Origin of the sequence: Nonomuraea sp. NPDC049141 (assembly GCF_040648415.1) — a bacterium.
In the GTDB taxonomy this organism is placed as follows: Bacteria; Actinomycetota; Actinomycetes; order Streptosporangiales; family Streptosporangiaceae; genus Nonomuraea.
In genome coordinates, this window is sequence record NZ_JBEZDR010000022.1 from 160,516 (window position 1) to 182,694 (window position 22,179).

Sequence of the window (22,179 nt, forward strand, 5' to 3'; positions counted from 1 at the left end):
ACATATGCAATCCCGACGTTTCGCCGCCCTGCCCGACCTGGTGCGGGCGCAGGCACGGCGCACGCCCGACGCGATCGCCGTGCAGCACGAGGGCACGCTGCTCGACTACGCCACCCTGGACCTGCGGGTCTCCCGCATGACCGCCCGGTTGCGCGCCGCCGGGGTCGGGCGCGGCGACTTCGTCGGGGTCCTGCTGGAACGGGACGCCGGCCTGCTCGTGGCGCTGCTGGCGGTGCACCGGGCGGGGGCGGCGTACGTGCCGCTCGACCCGTCGCACCCGCCGGCCCGGATCAGCCGGATCGCCGCCGACGCGGGACTGCGGCTGCTGGTGACCACCCGCGCGCACGAGAGCCTGGGGTTGCCGTCCCTCTACACCGACGACCCCAACCCTCTCGTAGGGGACCACGAGGCGGCGGCGATCGCGCTCGACCCGCAGGACATCGCCTACCTGCTCTACACCTCCGGCTCCACCGGCGAGCCCAAGGGCGTCCTGGTCACGCACGGCGCCGTCGCCAACCTCATGGCCTCGATGCTGGCGTGGCCCGGACTGACCGCCTCCGACGTGCTGCCCGCCGTCACCACCGCGGGCTTCGACATCTCCGTGGCCGAGCTGTTCCTGCCGCTCGTCGCGGGCGCACGGGTGGTGATCGGCAGCGCCGAGCAGGCCCGCGACCCGCGGCTGCTCGGCGAGCTGCTGGACGCCGCCGGGGCCACCCACCTGCAGGCCACGCCGACGAGCTGGCGGATGCTGCTGGACTCCGGCTGGCGGCCGCCGCCCGGGTTCACCGCCTGGTCCGGCGGCGAGAAGCTGGAGGCCGACCTGGCCGACCGGCTGCGGGAGTCGTGCGCGGTCGTCTGGAACCTGTACGGCCCCACGGAGACCACCGTCTGGTCGGCGGGCGGCCGCCTACCCGGCGGACCCGCGGACCCGGCGCACGACTCCGCCGCCAGGGTCGCGTACGACTCCGGCGGCGGGTCCGTGCACGACTTCTCCGCCTTCGCCGCGACGAGCCTGTACGTGCTGGACGACGACCTGGAGCCGGCCGACGAGGGCGAGCTGTACATCGGCGGCGCCGGGCTGGCCCGCGGCTACCTCGGGCGGCCCGCGCTGACCGCGGACCGGTTCGTGCCCGACCCGTACGTGTCCGGTGCGCGGATGTACCGGTCGGGCGACGTGGCGCGGCGCACCGCCGACGGGCGGCTGGAGATCCTCGGCCGGACCGACCACCAGGTGAAGATCCGCGGGCACCGGGTCGAGCCGGGCGAGATCGAGGCCGCCCTGCGGACCCACCCCAGGGTCCGGGCGTGCGTCGTGCACCCGTTCGGGACGCCGGCCCGGCTGGCCGCGTACGTGGTGGGCCGGGCCGGGCAGGCTCCGCCGGCCGACGAGCTGCGGGCGCACCTGGCGACGACGCTGCCCGCGTACCTGATCCCGGCCGCGTTCGTCGCGCTGCCCGAGCTGCCCGTGTCGGCCAGTGGGAAGGTGGATCGGGCCGCCCTGCCCGCGCCCAGCGCCGACCGGGGCGCGCCGCCGTACGCCCCGCCGGTCACCGCGACCGAGAAGCTGGTCGCCGCCACCTGGCAGGACGTCCTCGGGGTCGAGCGGGTGGGGCGGGACGACGGGTTCCTGGCGCGTGGCGGGGACTCGCTGGCCGCCGCCAAGGCGATCTTCCGCGCCTCGCGGCACGCGGGGGTTCGGGTGCCGCTGCGCGTCCTGTTCGAGGCGGGCACGGTGCGCGCGTTCGCCGCCTGGCTCGACGAGGCGGTGGCCGCCGCCGCGCTCGCTCCTGTCGCCGCCGCGGTCCCGGAGTTCGGCGGCGGGGTCGCTGAGCGGCGCGTCGCGGGGCAGTGGGCGCCCGTGCCGGCCGGGGAGCGGGCGCCGCTGTCGTCCGCGCAGCTGCGGCTGTGGCTGCTGGACCAGATGGGCGACGGCGGCGACGCCTATCACGTGCCGCTGTTGCTCCGCCTGACCGGCCGCCTCGACCACGACGCCCTGCTGGCCGCTGTGCGCCGGCTCGCCGAACGCCACGAGTCGCTGCGCTCCCGCTACGCCTGGGACGGCGGCGAGCCAGTTCAGGAGGTCATGCCGGCCGAGGCCGTCACCGTGACGGTCGCCCGCCTGCCCGCCGGCCGCGACGCCGAGACCGAGACCCGCGCGTGGCTACAGCGGCTGTTGAGCGCCGGCTTCGACCTCGAACACGCCGCCCCCTGCCGCGCCGGCCTGCTCCAACTCGCCCCGGACGAGCACCTGCTCGCCCTGGTCGCCCATCACATCGCCATCGACGGGTGGTCGCTGGACGTGCTCCAGCGGGACCTGGCCGACCTCTACAGGACCCTGTCGACCGGCGCCGAACCCGCCCCCGTCGCCGCGGCGGCTCCCTCCCCTGCGGTGCCGGCCTTCTCGTCCCGTCCCGGCCCTGCCGCCCGCTACGCCGACCATGTGGCCCGGCAGCGCGACCGGACCGGCGACGACGCCGACCTGGCGTACTGGCGCGACCGGCTGGCCGGGCTGGCGCCGCTCGACCTGCCCGCCGATCGGCCCCGCCCGCCCGTGTGGTCCGCGGCGGGCGCCGCGCTGCGGTTCGAGGTGCCCGCCCCGCTGCGCGCCGCCGTCACCGAGCTGGCCGCCCAGCACGGCGCCACCCCGTTCATGGCGCTGCTGGCCGCCTTCCAGGTGCTCCTCGGCCGGTACGCCGGCACGGGCGACGTCGCCGTGGGCACGGTGCTCGCCGGGCGGTCCGGCCCGGAGTTCGACGAGGTCGTCGGCCTGTTCGTGAACACCGTGGTGATGCGGGCCGACCTGTCCGGCCGCCCGGCGTTCGCCGAACTGCTCGCCGGCACCCGACGTGACCTGCTGCGCGCGCACGAGCACCAGGACCTGCCGTTCGAGCGCCTCGTCCAGGAGCTCGAACCCCGCCGCGACCCGTCCCGCAACCCGCTGTTCCAGGTGATGTTCGCCTTCCAGAGCCCTGACGGCGACGACCCCGACTGGGGCGGCGGCCTGCGGGTAAGCCGCGAGCCGCGGCCCGCGGGCGGCTCCACCACGTTCGACCTGACGGTCTCGATCAGCGACGGCCCGGACGGCGGCTGGTCCGGCTACCTGGAGTACAGCACCGCGCTGTTCGACGAGGCGACCGCCGCCCGGCTGGCCGCCCACTACCGCACCCTGCTCGCCTCCGCCGTCGCCGACCCGTCGGCGTCCGTGGCCGAGCTGCCGGTGTTCGACGGCGCCGCCGCCGTCGAGGGGCCGGCCGGCGTGCCCGCGCCCGGCACCCTGACGGACCTGGTGGACGCTCGCCCGCCCGGCGACCTCGCCGTCATCTGCGGCACCGAGCGGATGACGTACGGCGAGCTGGCCGCGGCGAGCGACCGGCTGGCCCGCCACCTCGTCGCGGCCGGCGCGGCGCCCGGCGACCTGGTCGCGGTGCGGCTGCCGCGCGGCGTGCCGCTGCTGGTGTCGATGCTGGCCGTGGCCAAGGCCGGCGGCCACTACCTGGCCGTGGACCCGGACCACCCGCGCGAGCGGGTCGCCGCGATGCTCGCCGACGCCCGCCCCCGCCTGCTCGTCACAGCCGGGCCGATGAACGGCCTGCGGATGGACGGCGTGCGGGTGGTGCGGTTGGACGACGAGGCCGGGGCCATCGCCGCCCGGCCCGCCGGCCGTCCGGCCGTGCCCGTGACGGCCGCCGACCCGCTCGCCCTCGTCTACACCTCCGGCTCCACCGGTACGCCCAAGGGCGTCGTCCTCACCCACGCCAACGTGCTCAGCGCCGTCACCGGTCGCCGCGCCTACGCCGAGCCGCCGTGCCGGCTGATGCTGCCGGTGTCGCCGACGTTCGACGTGTTCCTGTCCTTCGCGGCCTGGACGCTCTGCTCCGGCGGCGAGCTGCTGCTGCCGCCGCCCGGCCCCCGCGCCGACCTGGACGAGCTGGCCCGCCTGGCCAGCGAGCACCGCCCCACCCACGTGGTCTGCGGCCCGCACCTGGTCAGAGCGCTGCTCGAACACGACTCCGCCGCCCTCGCCGCGATCTCCACGGTCGTCACCGGCGGAGAGTCCTGCCCGGTCGCGCTGCTCGACGAGCTGGCCCGCCGCGCCCCCGGCCTGACGCTGATCAACGAGTACGGCCCCACCGAGGCGTCCTGGGGCAGCTACTTCGACACCGCCGCCGGTCCGGTGCCGACGGGCCGGGCCGCGCTGCCCATCGGCGCGCCCCCGGCCGGCTACCGCATCCACCTGTGGGACGACGGCGGCTCCCCGGTGCCTCTCGGCGCGGCCGGCGAGATCGTCATCGGGGGCCCCGGCGTCGCCCAGGGCTACCACGGGCGGCCCGCGCTGACCGCCGCGAGGTTCGTACCCGACCCGTCCGGGCCGCCCGGCGCCCGCGCCTACCGCACCGGCGACCACGCCCGTCTCGACTCCGGCGGGCAGTTGCAGTTCCTCGGCCGTGTCGACGGCCAGGTGAAGATCCGTGGCCACCGCGTCGAGCTGGGCGAGATCGAGGCCGTGCTGTCCGGTCACCCGGACGTCGCCCAGGCCGCCGCCCGCCTCGACGCGGCCGGTCGGCTGGCCGGGTACCTGGTGCCGGTCCCCGGCCGGGCCGCGCCCGACGCCGCCCGGCTGCGTACCTATCTCGCCGAACGGCTGCCCGAGCACATGATCCCGGCCGGGTACGTGTCGATGCCCGAGCTGCCCGTCACCCCGCACGGCAAGGTGGACCGCGCCGCGCTGCCCGAGTCCGGCGACGGCGCCCTCGTGCCCGCCCGGACCGGCACGCCGCCGCGCACGCCGATCGAGGAACTGGTCGCGGAGGTGTTCGCGGTGGTGCTCGGGTTGCCCGGGTGCTGCGCCGAGGACTCCTTCTTCGACCTGGACGGTAACTCGCTCACCGCCGCCCAGGCTGTCGCCAAGGTCCGTGCCCGGTTGCCCGTCACCGTGGGGGTGCGGGACCTGTTCGCGGCGCCGACCGTGGCCGGGTTCGCCGAGCTTCTCGGGGCCCGGATGTTCGAGGCGCTGACCGCGCGGGGGACCTCGGATGCGGAATCGCCCGCCGCCGGTCCCGCGTCCGAGGTTCCCGCAGTCCGGCGTCAGGACGCCCCCCTGTCGTACGCGCAGGAACGGCTGTGGCTGCTCGACCGGATATTTCCGGGCGGCGCTGACTACGTCGCCCCGATCGCGTGGCGGCTGCGCGGCCGGCTCGATCCCGCCGCGCTACGCCATGCCCTCGACGGGCTGGTCGCTCGGCACGACGTGCTCCGCACCCGGTACGAGCTGCGCGACGGCGAGCCACGTCAGGTCGTCGACCCGGTGACGGCGCTGCCCCTGGCCCGCCACGACCTGTCCCGCCAAGGCCCGGCCTCCGGCAACATCGCCCCCCACGACCTGTCCCGCCCAGGCCCGGCCGCCCTCCACGACCTGTCCCGCCAGAGCCCGGCCTCCAGCGACACCGTCTCCCATGACTCGGGCGGGGGTCGGCGGCTGGACGCGTTGCTCGCCGAAGAGGCCGCGCGTGGGTTCGATCTGGCCGGGGAGTGGCCGTTGCGGGCCACGCTGGTGCGGCTCGGCCCCGATGACCACGTGCTGCTGCTCACCGTCCACCACATCGCCTGCGACGCCTGGTCGCTCACCCTGCTCGCCGACGAGCTGGACACCCGCTACCGGGCCGCCGCCGCCGGGAGCGCGCCGGACCTGCCGCCGCTGCCCGCCCAGTACGCCGACCACGCCGTCGGCCAGCGCGGGCAGCCCGACGACGCCGAGACGCTGCGGTACTGGCGCGACCGGCTGGCCGGGCTGCGCGACCTCGCCATGCCCGCCGACCGGCCGCGCCCGCCGGTGCGCGACCGGCGCGGCCGCACCCTCGGCTTCCGTCTCCCCGGCGACCTGGCCGGCCGGGTCAGGGCGCTGGCCCGCGAGCGCGGCGCCACCCCGTACATGGTGCTGCTGGCCGCGTTCCACCTGCTGCTGGGCCGCTACTGCGGGCAGGACGACACCGTCGTCGGCACGCCCGTCGCCCGGCGTGACACGCCGCACGAGGAGACCATGATCGGGTTCTTCGTCGACACGGTGGTGCTGCGTGGCGATCTGGCCGGGGCCAGGGTGTTCGGCGAGCTGCTCGACCGGGTCCGCGACGACGTGCTCGGCGCGTTCGCCTACCAGGCACTGCCGTTCGAGCGGCTGGCGCAGGAGCTCGCCCCCGAGCGCGACGCGTCGCGCAACCCGCTCTTCCAGGTGATGTTCTCCTACCAGAACGTCCGCGCCACCACTCCGCGGCTCGGCGCCCTGGAGGTCTCCGAGGTGCCCATCGCGCCGCGGACCGCGAAGTTCGACCTGACCCTGGAGGTCGCCGAGGGCCGCGACGGGACCCTGAACGCGAGCCTGGAGTACGCGACCGGGCTGTTCGACCGGGCGACCATGGAGGCGTTCGCCGAGCGGTACGTGTCCGTGCTCGGCCAGGTCCTCGACGACCCCGGCCGGCCGCTGGACACCGTCGACCTCCTCACCCAGGCCGAACGCCACGACCTGATCACCGGCTGGAACGCCACCGCCGCCGACCGTCCCGGCCTGCCGCTGCACGGCCTGTTCGAGCGGCAGGCGGCGGCCACACCCGGCGCGACCGCCTTGACCGACGGAACGCGCACGGTCACCTACGCCGAGCTGGACACCGCGGCCGGCGCCCTGGCCCGGCGGTTGCGGGCCGCCGGGATCGGGGCGGAAAGCCTCGTCGCGGTCGCGCTGCCGCGCGGGACTGCGCTGGTGGTGACGCTGCTGGGCGTGCTGAAGGCGGGGGCGGCGTACGTGCCGCTGGACCCCGGGCACCCGGCGGAACGGCTGACCGCGGTGCTGCGCGAGTCGCGGGCGGCGGCGATCGTCACGGACGGCGACCTCGCCGCGCGGCTCACCACCCGGCCACCGCTGGTCATCCCACCGCCGACCCTCCACGCTCACCTCGCGCCCGATGCCCCGCCCGCTCTTGACCCCGCACCCGCTCGTGGCGCTTCGCCCGCACCGGCGGGCGCGTCTGGTGTGCCGCGGGTCGATCTCGATGCGCCCGCGTACGCGATTTTCACGTCCGGGTCCACCGGCACGCCCAAGGGGGTGGTCATCACCCATCGCGGCATCGTCAACCGTGTCCTGTGGACCGTCCGCCGGCACGGTCTGACCGCGGCCGACCGGGTCCTGCAGAAGACCACGATCGCGTTCGACGCGGCCGGTTGGGAGATCTTCGCCCCGCTGGCCGTCGGCGGCACCGTCGTGCTCGCCTCCCCGGGCGCGGAACGCGACCCCGCGCTGATGGTCGCCGACGCCGCGACCCACGGCGTGACGGTGCTCCAGGCCGTCCCCTCGATGCTCGGCCTGCTGGCCGAGGAGCCCGGGTTGTCCGGCTGCGCGGCTCTGCGCCTGGTGTTCTCCGCCGGCGAGCCGCTGACCGCCGATCTGTGCGCGCGGCTCGCCGCCCGGGTGCCGGCCGAGCTGTACAACACATACGGGCCGACCGAGTGCTCCATCGACGTGACCGCCTGGCCGTACCGGCCGGGCGTCACCACAGGCGGCCACCTGTCCGGCAAGGGGACCGTGCCCATCGGCGGCCCGATCGACAATACGGTGATCCGCGTCCTCGACGCGGAGTCCCGCCTGGTGCCGACCGGCGTGCCAGGCGAACTGTGCGTCGCCGGGGACGGCCTGGCCCGCGGCTACCTGCACAACCCCGCCCAGACGGCCGCCCGGTTCGTGCCCGACCCGTACGGCCCGCCGGGCGGCCGCGTCTACCGCACCGGCGACCTGGCCCGCTGGCGGGCCGACGGCGCGATCGACTTCCTCGGCCGCCTCGACCACCAGGTCAAGGTACGCGGCGTGCGCGTCGAACCGGGCGAGGTCGAGGCCGTCCTGGCCGCCCACCCCGACGTGACCGCCGCGGCTGTCGCCGCCGGGGCCGACCCGCACGGCGACACCCGCCTCATCGCGTACGTGCTGCCGGCCAGCCGTGCCGACCTGTCCGTGGACAAGCTCCGGCTGCACCTGTCGGAACGGCTGCCCGAGCCGATGGTGCCCGACGCGGTCGTCGTCCTGGACCGTTTCCCGTACACGCCGAGCGGCAAGCTGGACCGGGCGGCGTTGCCCGCGCCGGACGCCGCGCTGTTCGTCCCGCGCGGCGGAGAGTACGTGGCGCCGCGCGACCCGGCCGAAGAGGTGATCGCCTCGGTGTTCGCCGATGTGCTCGGGCTGGAGCGGGTCGGTGTGCACGACAGCTTCTTCGCCGCCGGGGGCAACTCGATGCTCGCCATGCGGGCGGTGTCGCGGTTGCGGGAGACGTTCCCGGTGCCGGTGACGTTGGGGGCGCTGCTGGACGCGCGGACGGTGGCCGAGCTGGCCAGGCGGCTGTCGGCCGCCCAGCCCGAGCCGCCCGGCCCGCCCGGCCCGGTCCCTGCACAACCGCCCGCCGGCATCGCTCCCGCCGGCGCCGCTTCCACCGGTCCCGTGGAGACCGCCTCGGACGCGACCGTCGGATTCGCTCCCGGAGTCGTCGGGGTCGCCGGGGAGCACGTGCCCCTGTCCGCCGCGCAGCGCCGCATGTGGCTGATGTACGCGATGGACCCCGCCGACACCGAGTACCTGGCCCCGATCGCGCTCCGCCTGCGCGGCACGCTCGACGAGGCCGCCCTGCTGGCCGCCGTCGAGTCCGTACGCGACCGGCACGCCGTCCTGCGCACCCGGTACGAGGCCGCGGACGGCGAGCCCCGCCAGGTCGTCGACCCGCCCGCCCCGCTCAAGCCGTATCGCGTGGACCTGTCCGGCCGCCCGGACCCCGAGCGGCAGGCCGCGGAGCTGGTCGAGCGGTGGGCCGCCCGCCCGTTCGACCTGGCCGCGGAGGCCCCGCTGCGGGTGGCGCTGGCCAGGATCGGCACCGACGACCACGTGCTGCTGCTGCTCACCCACCACATCGCCTGCGATGGCCGCTCCCTCGACGTCATCGCCCGTGAGCTCGGCGACGCCTACAACGCGCTGCGCGCCGGCGAGCGGCCGGCCCCCGAGCCGCTGCCCGTCCAGTACACCGACTACGCCATCTGGGAGAACGGCCCCGAGGCCGGCCAGGCCCGCCGCCGACGGCTGGCCCGCTGGCGGGCGGAGCTGGCCGACGTGCCCGCGCTCGACCTGCCGCTGGACCGGCCCCGGCCGCCGGTGCGCGACTCGCGCGGCGCCGTGCACGCCTTCCGGATCCCGGCCGGCGTCGCCCGCTCTGTCCTCGGCCTGGGCCGCGAACGGGCCGCGACCCCGTTCATGACCTGGCTGGCGGCCTTCCAAGCGCTGCTCGGCCGCTACACCGGCCGCACGTCGTTCCTGGTCGGCGCGCCCGTCGCCGGGCGGGACCTGCGCGCCGTCGAGAACCTCGTGGGCTGCTTCGTCAACACCATGCTCACCCGCGCCGACCTGTCCGGCGAGCCGGACTTCGGCACCCTCGTGGACCGGGCTCGCGAAGGTGTGCTGGCCGCCCTCGACCACCGCGACGTACCACTGGAGGACCTCGTGGACGCGCTCGGCGTCGAACGCGACCTGTCCCGGGTGCCGCTGCTCGACGCGATGCTGGCCGTCGAGGACACGGCGCTGACGCCGTACCGGCTGGACGGGCTGGCCGTCGGGCCGTTCCCGGTGACGCGGCGGGCGGCGATGTGCGACCTGACGCTGACCCTCGGCGAGGGGCGCGACGGGGAGTGGACGGCGGAGTTCGAGTACGCGGCCACGCTGTTCGAGCCCGGCACCGTGGCCCGGCTGGCCGAGCACTTCCTGCTGCTGCTCGGCGCGTGCGCCGCCGACCCCACCGCCCGGCCGTCGGACGTGCGGCTGGTGGATGTGGACTTGCCGGACGAGCCGTTCGCCACCCCGCTGGTGGCCGCCGCGGTCGCCGACTGGGCCCGCCGCACGCCCGGCGCGGTCGCCCTCACCGAGGCGGGTGGCGACGGCGGGACCTACACCTACGCCGAGCTGGACCGGCTGTCGGGGCACCTGGCCGCGCGGCTGGTGGCGGCGGGGGTGCGGCCGGGGGAGTGCGTGGCGTCGTGCCTGCCGCGCGGGTCGCTGGTGGCGGTGTCGCTGCTCGGCATCTTGCGGGCCGGAGGCGTGTACGTGCCGGTGGACGCCGACTCGCCGCCGGAACGGCTCGCCGCGCTGCTGGCCGACATCACCCCGGCCGCCGTCGTGACGGACGGGTCCGCGCCCCCGAGCGGCTCGTCCGTGACGGACCTGAGAATGACCGGCCCGTCCGGGTCTGGCCCGTTCGGGTCTGGTCCGTCCGAGTCCAGCCCGTCCGGGTCCGTCGTGGCCGTGCCGGTCGTGGCGGAGGGTGTCCCGCCGGACGTGGCCCTGCCCGAGCCGGACCCCGGCGACCTGGCGTACATGATCTTCACCTCCGGCTCCACCGGCCGCCCCAAGGGCGTGCAGGTCGAGCACGGCTCATACGCCCAGCACTGCGTCGTCCAGGCCCGCGCCTACGGCCTCGAACCCGGCGACGCCTTCGCCCTCATGGCGTCCGTGACGTTCGACGCCTCTCTGGACCAGATCGCCGCGACCCTGATGGCCGGTGCGACCGTCGTGGTCGCCGACCCCCGCGCCACCCTGCCCGGCGACCTGGCCGACCAGCTCACCCGCAGCCGCGTCACCGTCCTCGACGTCACCCCCGCCTACTACCGCGAACTGGTCGCCGCGCTGCGCCCCGGCGACGGCCGGCTGGCCGGGCTGCGGCTGATGAGCGTGGGCGGCGACGCCGTCACCTACGCCGACGCGGCGATGTGGGCCGCGACCGGCCTGCCCGCCGGCTTCCACACCGGCTACGGGCCCACCGAGGCCACCATCGCCACCACCGCCCACACCGTCACCGACCTCGGGGAGCCCCCCGACGCGCTCGTCCCGCTCGGCCGGCCACTTCCAGGCACCGGCGCGTACGTCCTGGACACGAACCTGTCGGCCGTGCCGCACGGCGTCGTCGGCGAGTTGTACATCGGCGGCAGCCGGGTCGCCCGCGGCTACCACCGCGCGCCCGCCCTGACCGCCGCCCGCTTCCTGCCCGACCCGTACGCGCCGCTGCCCGGCGCCCGCATGTACGCCTCCGGCGACCTGGTGCGCCGCCGCGCCGACGGGACCATCGAGTTCGTCGGCCGCGCCGACCGGCAGATCAAGATCCGCGGCTTCCGGATCGAGCCCGGCGAGATCGAGGCCGTCCTGGCCACCTGCCCAGGGCTTCGTACCGGCGTCGTGGAGGCCAGACGCTCCCCGCTCGGCGACCTGCGGCTCGTCGGCTACGTCGTCGCCGAACCCGGCCTCACCCCCGCCGACCTGGCGGCCCACCTGCGCGAACGGCTGCCCGACTACATGGTGCCCGCCGCCTGGGTGGAGCTGCCCGCCCTGCCGCACACCCCGAACGGCAAGACCGACAGAAAGGCCCTGCCCGACCCCGACTGGAGCCGCCCCCAGCCCGCGAGCCGCTACACCTCGCCGCGGACCGAGATGGAGGAGTACGTCGCCGACCTATGGGCCACGGTCCTCGGCCTGGAACGGGTCGGCCGCGACGACGACTTCTTCGTCCTGGGCGGCAACTCGCTGCTCGCCTCGCGGGTGCTGCTGCGCCTGCGCGAGGCGTTCGACCTGCCCCTGTCCCTGCGTCAGATCTTCGAGGCGCGCACCGTGGCCGCGCTCGGCGAGCTCTTGGAGAACGCCATCACGGAGGAGATCTCCCACTGGACGCGGGAGCAGACGATGTCCCTGCTCTCCGAAGGAGACCAAGCATGACAACCACGATGCCGCCGGACGCCGGGCTCTTGGTGCGCCGCTTCCTCGACCGGAGCCGGCGCTCCAGGCCCGCGCCCATCGTCGCCCGCACCGACCGTGACAGCCCGCCGCCACTGTCGGCCGGCCAGCGCCGCCTCTGGCTGCTCGACCGGATCCGCCCCGGCGGCACCGAGTACCTGGTCCCGGTGGCGCTGCGGCTGCGCGGCCCGCTGGACGCCGCCCGGCTGCGCGCCGCGCTCGACGGCCTGGCCGCCCGCCACGAGATCTTGCGCACCCGGTACGCGGAATCCGGCGGTGAGCCGTACCAGCTCGTCGACCCGCCCGGCCCGGTGCCGCTGACCAGCGTGAACCTGTCGGCGGAGCGGGAACTGCGGGTGCGCGGCATCGTCGCCGCGGGCACCCGCCGCCCGCGCCCCGCCCTGGACGCGCTGCTCGCGCAGGAGGGCGAACGGCCCTTCGACCTGGCCGCCGAGTGGCCGCTGCGCGCCGCGCTGTTCGCACTGCCGGGCGGCGAGCACGTGCTGCTGCTGACCGGCCACCACATCGCCGTGGACGGCGTCACCATGGACGTGCTGGTCGACGAGCTGTGCGCGGAGTACGCCGGCGGCGTCCCGGCCGCGCCCGCCCTGCAGTATGCCGACTACACCGACTGGCAGCGGGCGTTCCTGACCGGCCCGGCCGCTGCCCGCCAGCTCGGCTACTGGACGCGGCGGCTGGCCGGCGTCGCCCCGCTGGAGCTGCCCGCCGACCGCACCCGCCCCGCCGAGTGGGATGCCGCGGGCGACGTCGTCACCTTCGATGTGCCCGCCGCCGAGGCCGCCGCCGCGCTGGCCGAGGGGGCGCGCCGCTCGGCCACGCCGTTCATGACGCTGCTCGCCGCCTTCTGGGCGGTCCTCGGCAGGTACGCGGGCACGGACGACGTCGCCGTCGGCACCCCCGTCGCCGGCCGGAGCAGGATGGAGTTCGAGCGGCTGCCCGGCTACTTCGCCAACACGCTCGTGCTGCGTGGCGACCTGTCCGGCGAGCCGTCGTTCGGCGACCTGGTCGGCCAGGCGCTGACCGCCGTCACCGAAGCGTACGACCACCAGGATGTGCCCTTCGAGCGGATCGTCGAGGAGCTGCGCCCCGGCCGCGATCTGGCCGTCAACCCGCTGTTCCAGGCCCTGCTCACCTACCGCGAGGACACGGCGGCCGCTCGCGCCGCCGGGTCACTGGCCGTCGTCGAGGAGCCGGTCGGCTGGTCGCCCGCCCGCGTGGACATCGCCCTCGACCTCACCCTGCGGCCTGACGGGTCGCTGCGCGGCGCGCTCGTCTATCCGACGGCGCTGTTCACCCGGGCCACCGCCGAAGGGCTGGCTGGGCACCTGGTCACGTTCCTGCGCCGGGCCGGCCGTGCCCCCAGCGTGCCCGTTCGCGAGATCGCCCTCACCTCCACGGCCGAACGCGAACGCCTGCTGACCGGCTGGAACGCCACCACCGTGAACCGGCCCGCGCACTGCCTGCCCGACAGGTTCGCCGCCCGCGCCGCTCGCGACCCCGGCGCCGTCGCCCTCGTCACCCCCGCCGGGACCATGACGTACGGGGAGCTCGACGCCGCCGCCGGGACCATGACGTATGGCGAGCTCGACGCCGCCGCCAACCGGCTCGCCCAGCTGCTGCGCTCGCGCGGCGCCGGACCCGAGAGCCGGGTCGCGGTCTGCCTCGACCGCTCGGCCGATCTGGTGATCGCGCTCCTCGCCACCGTCAAGGCGGGGGCCGCGTACGTGCCGATCGACCCCGAGTACCCGCGCGACCGGATCGCCTACCTCGTCGCCGACTCGGCCGCCCACGTGGTGCTGACCAGCGCCGCGCACGCCCACCTGTGCCCGCCGGACGCCGTCGTCCTCGACGGGCTCGACCTGGCGGCGTTCCCCGCGACACCGCCGCCGGTGCCGCGCGACCCCGACGGCGCCGCGTACGTCATCTACACCTCCGGCTCGACCGGGCGGCCCAAGGGCGTCGTCGTCTCCCACCGGGCCATCGCCAACCGGCTGGACTGGATGCAGGACGCCTACCGGCTGACCCCGGCCGACGCGGTGCTGCAGAAGACGCCGTTCGGGTTCGACGTGTCGGTGTGGGAGTTCTTCTGGCCGCTGGCCGAAGGCGCCCGGCTGGTCGTCGCCGCGCCCGGCGGGCACCGCGACGGGGCGTACCTGCGCGACCTGATCGTCGGCGAACAGGTGACGGTCTGCCACTTCGTGCCGTCCATGCTGCGGTCGTTCCTGGACGTGCCCGGCGTCGGGGCGTGCACCTCGCTGCGGGACGTCATGTGCAGCGGCGAGGCGCTGCCCGCCGACCTGGCCGGCCGCTTCCACGACCTGCTCGGCGCCCGCCTGCACAACCTGTACGGGCCCACCGAGGCGGCCGTGGACGTCACCGCCTGGGCGTGCCGGCCCGGGTGGGCCGAGGCGCGGGTGCCCATCGGCGGGCCCATCGACAACATCGCCGTGCACGTCCTGGACGAGGCGATGCGGCCCGCGCCGGTCGGCGTGCCGGGGGAGCTGCACATCGGCGGGGTCGGGCTGGCGCGGGGGTACCTGGGGCGGCCGGGACTGACGGCCGAGCGGTTCGTGCCGAACCCGTACGGGGCGGGGCGCCTTTACCGGACCGGTGACGTTGTGCGGCGGCGGGCCGACGGGACGCTCGACTACCTGGGGCGCCGGGACCATCAGGTGAAGATCCGGGGGCACCGGATCGAGCCGGGGGAGGTCGAGTCGGTGCTGCTGGAGCATCCGGGGGTGGGGGCGGCGGCCGTGATCGTTCGCGACGACCGGCTCGTGGCGTACGTGGTCGGCACCGCCTGCGCGGACGGTTCTCGTACGGACGGTTCCCGTGCGGCGGGGGCTGGTGGGGGAGGGCTGGACGGTCGGGAGGTGCGGGGGTGGCTGGCCGGGAGGTTGCCTGCCTACCTTGTGCCGGCGTTCGTGGTGACGCTGGACGCGCTGCCCGTCTCCGCGCACGGCAAGCTCGACCGCGACGCCCTTCCGGCGCCCCGGGCCGCCGAGGCGGAGGACGCGTTCGTGGCGCCCCGTGACCCGGCCGAGCGGGCCGCCGCCGGCGCCTGGGCCGCCGCGCTGGACCTGCCCGCCGTCGGCGTCCACGGGAACTTCTTCGAGCTGGGCGGCGACTCCATCCGGGCGCTGCGGGCCATCGCACTGCTGCGCGAGGCCGGCTGGGAGGCGGGCGTGCAGGACATGTTCCGGCACCAGACCCCCGCCGCCCTGGCCACCGTCCTGACCCCCGGAACGTCCGCCGGACACGTCCCCTCGGCGCCCTTCGCCCACGTCCGTCCCGCTGACCGGGCGCTGCTGCCCTCGTCGGCGGCCGACGCGTACCCGCTCACCCAGGTGCAGGCCGGCATGCTGGTCGAGCTGGCCGCCGACGGCGAGCTGAGCCCGTACCACAACGTCACCTCCTACCTGGTACGCGACGACGGGCCGTTCTCGCTCGGGGCCCTGTCCACGGCCGCCGAGACGCTGGCCGCCCGGCACGACGTGCTGCGCACCTCCTTCGACCTGGTGGCGTACTCCGAGCCGATGCAGCTCGTGCACCCCGCCGCCCGTGCGCACATCACCGTCGAGGACCTCACCGCGCTGCCCCCCGCCGAACAGCGGGCCGCCGCGGACGCCGCGCTCGACCGGGAGCGGCGGCAGCCGTTCGACCTGGGGCGCGCGCCCCTGTGGCGGCTGTACGCGCAGCGGCTCGACGAGCGGCGATGGCGACTCGGCTGGGTGGAATGCCACCCGATCCTCGACGGCTGGAGCCACAACTCGCTGCTGACCGAACTGCTGGAGGTGTACCGGGCGGTCCGCGACGGCCGGCCGGTGCCCGAGCCGGCGTCGTGCGCGGTCCGGTTCGCCGACGCCGTCGGGCTGGAACGGGCCGCGCTCGCCTCGGCCGAGCAACGCGACTTCTGGGAGAGCCGGGTGCGCGGCTTCGAGCGGCTCCGGCTTCCCGAGGCGTGGACCGCGGAGGCTGGGGCTTTCGCCGATGATCCGTTCCCCTACGACCTGCGCGTGCCGGTCGGGGAGCTGATGCCGGGGCTGCGTGCGCTGGCGAAGGCCGCCGGGGCGCCGCTCAAGAGCGTGTTCCTGGCCGCGCATGTGCGTGTCATGAGCATGGTGACCACACAGCGGGCGTTCCGCACCGGGCTCGGAGTGAACGGGCGGCCCGAGGTGGCCGGTGGGGATCGGGCGCGCGGCATGTTCCTGAACGTCGTCCCGTTCGCGACCGGCATCGGCCCGGCCACCTGGCGCGGGCTGGTGCGGGACGTGTTCGCGGAGGAGACGGCGCTGTGGCCGCACCGCCGCTTCCCCGCGCCGGAGATGCAGCGGCGGTGGAGCCCGGACGAGCCGCTGATCGACGTGCTGTTCAACTATCTCGACTTCCACGTGCTGGACCGGGAAGCGCTCGACCTGGCCGAGACCGACGACCGCAGCGCCACCGACTTCGCGCTGGTGGTGTCCACGGAACCCGGTGCGGTGGTGCTGTCCGCCTCGCCGCGCGCCGTCCGGCCGGCGTGGGGGGAGCGGCTGGCCGCGCTGTACGCGTCGGTGCTCGCGGCGATGGCGGCCGACCCGGACGGGGACGTGCAGGCCGACCTGCTCCCGCCGGCCGAACACCGCCTCGCCCTGGCCGGCGGGAACGCGCGGGCCGGCCTGCTCCCGCTGGCCGAACAGCGCCTCGCCCTGGCCGGTGGGGACGCCGCGCCGTTCCTGCCAGGGCTGTCGATCCACGAGCTCTTCGCCGCCCAGACGGCCCGGACGCCGGACGCGATCGCGGTCGAGTTCGCTCCGGTCTCCTGCGGAGGCGGGCTGGAGCGGCTGACGTACGCGGAGCTCGACTGCGGAGACGGGCCGGAGCGGTTGACCTACACCGAGCTCGACGCCGCCGCGAACCGTCTGGCGCACCGGCTCGCCGGTCGCGGCGTGCGGCCCGGAGACGTCGTCGGGATCTGCCTGGACCGCTCGCCCCGCCTCATCGTGGCCGTCCTGGCCACGCTCAAGGCGGGCGGCGCGTACCTCGCCCTGGACGCCACCGACCCGCCCGCCCGGCTCGCCGAACTGCTGGCCGACGCGGCGCCCCGTCTCGTGATCACCTCCGCGGGCCTCGCGAGCGCCATCGGGCACCCGGACACGATCGTCCTCGGCGAGGCCATCGGCGGCAGCGACCCGGCTGGGCCGCCGCACGCGCCGGTCACGCCTGACGACCTGGCGTACCTGATCTACACCTCGGGCTCGACCGGCCGGCCCAAGGCCGTGGCAGTCCCGCACCGGGGCGTGATCCGGCTGGTCACCGGCCAGACCTACGCCGAGTTCGGCCCCGGGGAGACGCAGCTGCTGCACTCGCCGATCACGTTCGACGCCGCCACGTACGAGATCTGGGGCGCGCTGCTGCACGGCGGCCGGCTGGTCGTCGCGCCGCCCGGCCTGCTGGACGCCCGCGAGCTGCGCGAGGTGATCAGCCGGCATGGAGTGACCTGCACGTTCGTCACGCACGGACTGTTCAAGCTGATGGTGGACGGCGACCTGACCGGCCTGCGCGGCCTGCGCACCCTCATCACCGGCGGCGAGGCCGTCTCCGCCGAACACCTCGAACGCGCCCGCCGTGCCCTTCCAGCCACCCGCCTGGTGAACGCGTACGGACCTACCGAAACCACCACGTTCGCCACCTGCCGTCCCCTCGATCCCGGCCGGCCGGTCACCGGGCCCGTCCCCATCGGCCCGGCCATCGCCCACACCACCGCGTACGTCCTTGACCACCTCAGCCGGCCGGTCCCCCTGGGCGTGCCGGGCGAGTTGCACATCGGCGGCCCCGGAGTGGCCCGCGGCTACCTCGGCCGGCCGGCGCTCACCGCCGACCGGTTCGTCCCCGACCCCTACGGCCCCGAACCCGGCGCGCGGCTCTACCGCACCGGCGACCTGGCCCGGCTGCGGCCGGACGGCGGGTTCGACTTCCTGGGGCGGATGGACGACCAGCTCAAGATCCGTGGCCATCGCATCGAGCCGGGCGAGGTCGAGGCGGCCCTGAACCGGTATCCGGGCGTCCGCATGGCCGCCGTGGCCGCCCGCGAGATCACTCCGGGCGACCGGCGACTGGTCGGGTACGTCATGCCGGGCACCATCGACGTGTCACAGCTGCGCGCCCACCTCGGCGGGCTGCTGCCGGCGCACCTCGTGCCCGACCACCTGGTGGCGCTCGACGCGTTCCCGATGACGGCGAGCGGCAAGGTGGACCGCGCCGCCCTGCCCGCCCCCGGAGGGCGCCGTCCCGACTCGCGCACCGCGTCCGCGCCGCCCCGGGATGGGCTGGAACGTGCGGTGGCCGAGGCGTTCGCGGCCGTTCTGGGGGTGGTCGCCACCGACGACGGCGGCCACCTGTTCGGCGGACAGCGCGGCGGCGTGGACGCGATCGGCAGGGAGGACGACTTCCTGCAGCTCGGCGGGCACTCGCTGGCGGCCATGCGGGCGGCGGCGCGGCTTGAGGCGGGCGCGGGCGTCCGAGTGACGGCCCGCGACATCATGCTCCACCGCACGGTCGCCGCCCTCGCGACGGCTCTCGCCTCCCTTCCCAGAACGACGGCCGCCTCGCCTGGCACGGACACCGTTCCGCAGGACCTGGCCGGGGCGACCGCCGGTGCGGACGCGGCGCCCTCGACTGGTGGCGCGGGCGTGATGCCCTCGGTCGGTGGCGCGGGCGCGGTGCCCTTGACCGGCGGTATGGACGTGGCGCTCTCGGTCGGTGGTGCGGGCGTGGTGCGGGAAGCGCCGGGCCGGGCGGCAGTGTGGTTCCGGGCGTCGGGGGAGCGGGCGCCGCTGTTCGCCGTGCATCCGGGCGGCGGCAGCGTGCACTGGTACCGCGAGCTGTCCCGGCGGCTGCCAGGGGACCGCCCGTTCGTGGCGCTCCAGCATCCCGCGCTCGTGGACGAGGACGCCGCCGCCACCCCCGTCCGGCGGCTCGCGGAGGCGTACCTGACCGAGGTGCGGGCCGCGCAGCCTGCGGGGCCGTACCGGCTGTTCGGGTGGTGCGGCGGGACCGGGGCCGTGTGGGAGATGGCGGCCCGGCTGCGCGACCTGGGCGAGGAGGTCGAGCTGCTGCTGCTCGACCCGTGCCTGCCCGCCGTCGACGAGCCGCTGCACCTGCGGTTGCTCAGACGCGGCGAAGCACTCCTCGCCGCTCTGGCCGACGGTAGCGACGGTGGCGCCGACAGCGCCGACAGCGACGGCAGCGCCGACAGCGACGGCAGCGCCGACAGCGACGGCAGCGCCGTCGGCGGCGGCGATGGCGATGGCGGCGCCGTCGGTGGGGACGGCGGTGGCGGTGGCGACGGCGACGGCGGTGGCGGCGACGGCAAGATGCGGGCCGAGCTGGCCGAGGTGCTGACGGCCGTCGTGGACGACAACGACGGGCGGCCGATCACCGAGAAGGATCTGCACGAGGACTGGGCGCCTCGGCTGCGGCTCTGGCGTGGCATGGCCGAGGCCGCCCAGCTCGACCGGCCCCGCCCCGCCGCCGTGCCCGTCGAGATCATGCTCACCGATGATCTGATGGGTGACGGGCACGACGCCAAGGGCGGCCTCACGCACGAGGCGTACCTGCGCGAATGGCGCCGGCTACGCGGCGGGGACGTGCCGGTCGGCCGGTTCCGGCACGGCCACTTGGACGTGATGGCCCCGCCGCATGTGGACGAACTGGCCGCCCACATCGCGCGCTGGCTTGACCGAGCGGATCAGACGGAGCAGGCACACCGAGCCGACCAGACGAAGCAGGCACACCTGGCCGATCAGACGGAGCAGGCGCAGAGAGCGGATCAGACGAAGCAGGCGCACTTGGCCGATCAGACGGAGCAGGCGCACTGGACCGGCCGGGCGAGTCAGACGGAGCAGGCGCACCGGGCCGACCGGGCGGGGGAGGCCCGATGAGCGCGCCGTCCCCCGCGGCCGTCTCCTCCGGGAGGGCGGCTCTCGGGACGCGGGGCGGGAGCGTGCGGGAGGAGCTGCGGCGGCTCGGGGCCGATACGCCGCCCACCCCGCTCGTCTGCGTCCGTGCCGAGGTGAAGGGCCGCCGGGTGACCGTACGGCTGAAGCTCGAAGGGGCCGGCACCTGGGGCTCCATCAAGGACCGTACCGCTCTCAGCCTGCTGCGTTCGGTCGCCGACCGGCTCGATGTGCCAGGCGCCGCCCTGGTCGAGTCCACATCCGGCAACCTCGGCGTCGCCCTGGCGTCTGCGGCCCGCGCGCTCGGGATCTCGTTCACCGCCGTGGTGGACCCCAGCCTGTCGCCCGTGCTGGCCGAACGGATGACCGGCCTGGGCGCCGTGCTGTCCGAGGTCAGCCGGCGCGATGCCCAGGGCGGCTACCTGTCGGCCCGGCTGGACCGGGTCGCCGGGCTGCTGGCCGCCGACCCAGCCCTGGTCTGGACCGACCAATACCACAACCCGGCCAACCCGCTGGCCCACTACCAGGGCACCGGCCCGGAGCTGCACAAGCAGGCACCCGGGTCGATGGACGCGGTGTTCGTGGCCGTGTCCACCGGCGGTACCCTCGCCGGGCTCGGCCGGTACCTGCGCGGGCGGCGGCCGAAGGCACGGGTGATCGCGGTGGATGTGCCGGGGTCCCGGGTGTTCGCCGATCCGGCGGGCACCCGGCTGCTGACCGGTATCGGGGCGTCGCGGCCGTCGGCGTTCCTGCGGCCGGGGGACTGGGACGACGTCGTCATCGTGGACGACGCCGATGCCGTCTCCCACTGCCACGCCCTGGCCGCGACGACCGGGATCAGGCTCGGCGGCTCCAGCGGGGCCGTACTCGCCGCCTGCACCCGGTATCTGGCAGAACACCAGGAGATCACCTCCCCGGTCTGCGTCTGTCCCGACTCCGGCGGCAACTACACACAGACGCTGTACGCGCCCGCGTGGCTGGCGGACCGCGGCGTCGAGGTGACCCGCGACCTGCCCGCCGCGTTCTTCCTCCGGGAGCGCGCATGAGCGCCGCACCGGTGGAAGAAACCCCGGGGGACCTGCCCTTCTCGGCGCGGGCTGCCCTGTCCGTGCCCGCAGGAGCGCAGGTCGTGTCCGCAGGCACGCGGATCGTGTCCGCAGGAGCGCAGGTCGTGCCCGTGGGCACGCGGGTCGTGCGCGCCGGTGCGCCCGTCGTGAGTGTGTGGTGGGCGCGCATCGAGGACACCAGGGACAGCCTCGCCGCGCTGCTCGACCCCGCCGAACGGGCCAGGTACGAGGAGTACCGCCGCCCCGCCGACCGTGCCAGGTTTCTCACCGCCGCCGCATTGCTGCGCCTGGTCGTCGGCCGGATGCTCGACGTGGCCCCCGAACTGGTGCCTCTGGACCGGTCGTGTGACCGGTGCGGGCGCCCGCACGGCCGGCCACGTCTGCCCGCCGGGACCGGCGCCGCGTCGTCGGCACCCCCCTCGGCCTCGACCCCCGTCCTGTCGGTTTCCCACGCCGGGGACTGCCTGGTCGTGGCCGTCGGCATCGGGGTCGATGCGGTCGGCGTGGACGTTGAGACGATCGACCACACCCTCGACATCGGTGAACTCGTCGGCGTCGCCCTCACCGAGTTGGAGACCCGGGCTTTGGACGCGCTCGACCCGCCCAGCCGGCCGTCGGCGTTCCTGCGGCTCTGGACCAGGAAGGAGGCGGTGCTGAAAGCCCTGGGAGTAGGCCTCGACCACGCCCCCGACCAGGTGGACGTTCTCGGCACGGAAGAGCCGGTGCGCGTCCCGACCGAACAGGGGGAGGCGACGCTGCTGTCCCTCAACCCGCCCAGCGGATACCTCGCCAGCCTGGCGGTGATCCCCGGCCCGGTGCCGGTCGTCGAGCGCGACGGCACAGGCCTGCTCGCCGGCGGAACCCAGAAGGAGGACATCTTGTGATCAGCACAGTGGTCATCGTCGGGGGCAGGACCGGCCTACGACAAAGGCTTCCATGGGGCGCTTCGCGCTAGAGGGGCTCAGGCGCGCCGGAGCCGACACCTCTGGAGGACCTCCGCTCGCTCCGGGCGCCCTATTTTGGGCGTGAGCTGCGTCCACGCGTCCCCGTTACCGCTCGAACCAGCGAAAGATCTCATGCATCGATCACCCTGGCATCCGCTGGAAGATCACGATCGTCGCCTGTTGGGGGCAGGTGTGCGTACACCTGCGGACCTGATGGTGGCTCACTCGAACACGGCGGTGCAGGTGGAAACCCGCAACGAGACGATCAACGAGGGTGGCCAACGAGGTGGCGGTCCCACAACTACCTCCGACCGTTCCAGCCCGAATGTGACAGTAAAGCCCTGCATCCCGCCAGGAAGCACCTGATGGGTAAATGCCGAGATCGCATCGGCCCGGAACAGGCTGAGGAACTCGTC

At 75.4% G+C, this 22,179-nt stretch carries 4 protein-coding genes; all 4 read left to right on the forward strand.

The genetic code is table 11. The features are described 5' to 3' along the window. The first annotated feature begins 4 nt into the window (after window positions 1-4). From AB0B91_RS48000 to AB0B91_RS48015, 4 genes are read left to right on the forward strand one after another with little or no spacing between them, the layout of a single operon-like run. Entirely contained in the window at window positions 5-11,776 is an 11,772-nt protein-coding gene (locus AB0B91_RS48000) for an amino acid adenylation domain-containing protein (protein WP_358335954.1), read from the forward strand. After that, complete coding sequence (locus AB0B91_RS48005) at window positions 11,773-19,737, forward strand: amino acid adenylation domain-containing protein (protein WP_358335957.1); 7,965 nt, start codon at window positions 11,773-11,775, stop codon at window positions 19,735-19,737. The genes AB0B91_RS48000 and AB0B91_RS48005 overlap by 4 nt, the downstream gene beginning before the upstream one ends. Continuing rightward, window positions 19,734-20,798, forward strand: coding sequence for a pyridoxal-phosphate dependent enzyme (locus AB0B91_RS48010; protein WP_358335960.1), 1,065 nt, complete (start codon window positions 19,734-19,736; stop codon window positions 20,796-20,798). The genes AB0B91_RS48005 and AB0B91_RS48010 overlap by 4 nt, the downstream gene beginning before the upstream one ends. Then, window positions 20,795-21,703, forward strand: coding sequence for a 4'-phosphopantetheinyl transferase superfamily protein (locus tag AB0B91_RS48015; protein ID WP_358335963.1), 909 nt, complete (start codon window positions 20,795-20,797; stop codon window positions 21,701-21,703). Before AB0B91_RS48010 ends, AB0B91_RS48015 begins: the two co-directional genes overlap by 4 nt. Window positions 21,704-22,179 lie beyond the last annotated feature (476 nt).

Bases quoted from the DNA above. Each gene is read 5' to 3' on its own strand.
- AB0B91_RS48000 (WP_358335954.1), top strand. From the start codon at position 5: ATGCAATCCCGACGTTTCGCCGCCCTGCCCGACCTGGTGCGGGCGCAG.
- AB0B91_RS48005 (WP_358335957.1), top strand. From the start codon at position 11,773: ATGACAACCACGATGCCGCCGGACGCCGGGCTCTTGGTGCGCCGCTTC.
- AB0B91_RS48010 (WP_358335960.1), top strand. From the start codon at position 19,734: ATGAGCGCGCCGTCCCCCGCGGCCGTCTCCTCCGGGAGGGCGGCTCTC.
- AB0B91_RS48015 (WP_358335963.1), top strand. From the start codon at position 20,795: ATGAGCGCCGCACCGGTGGAAGAAACCCCGGGGGACCTGCCCTTCTCG.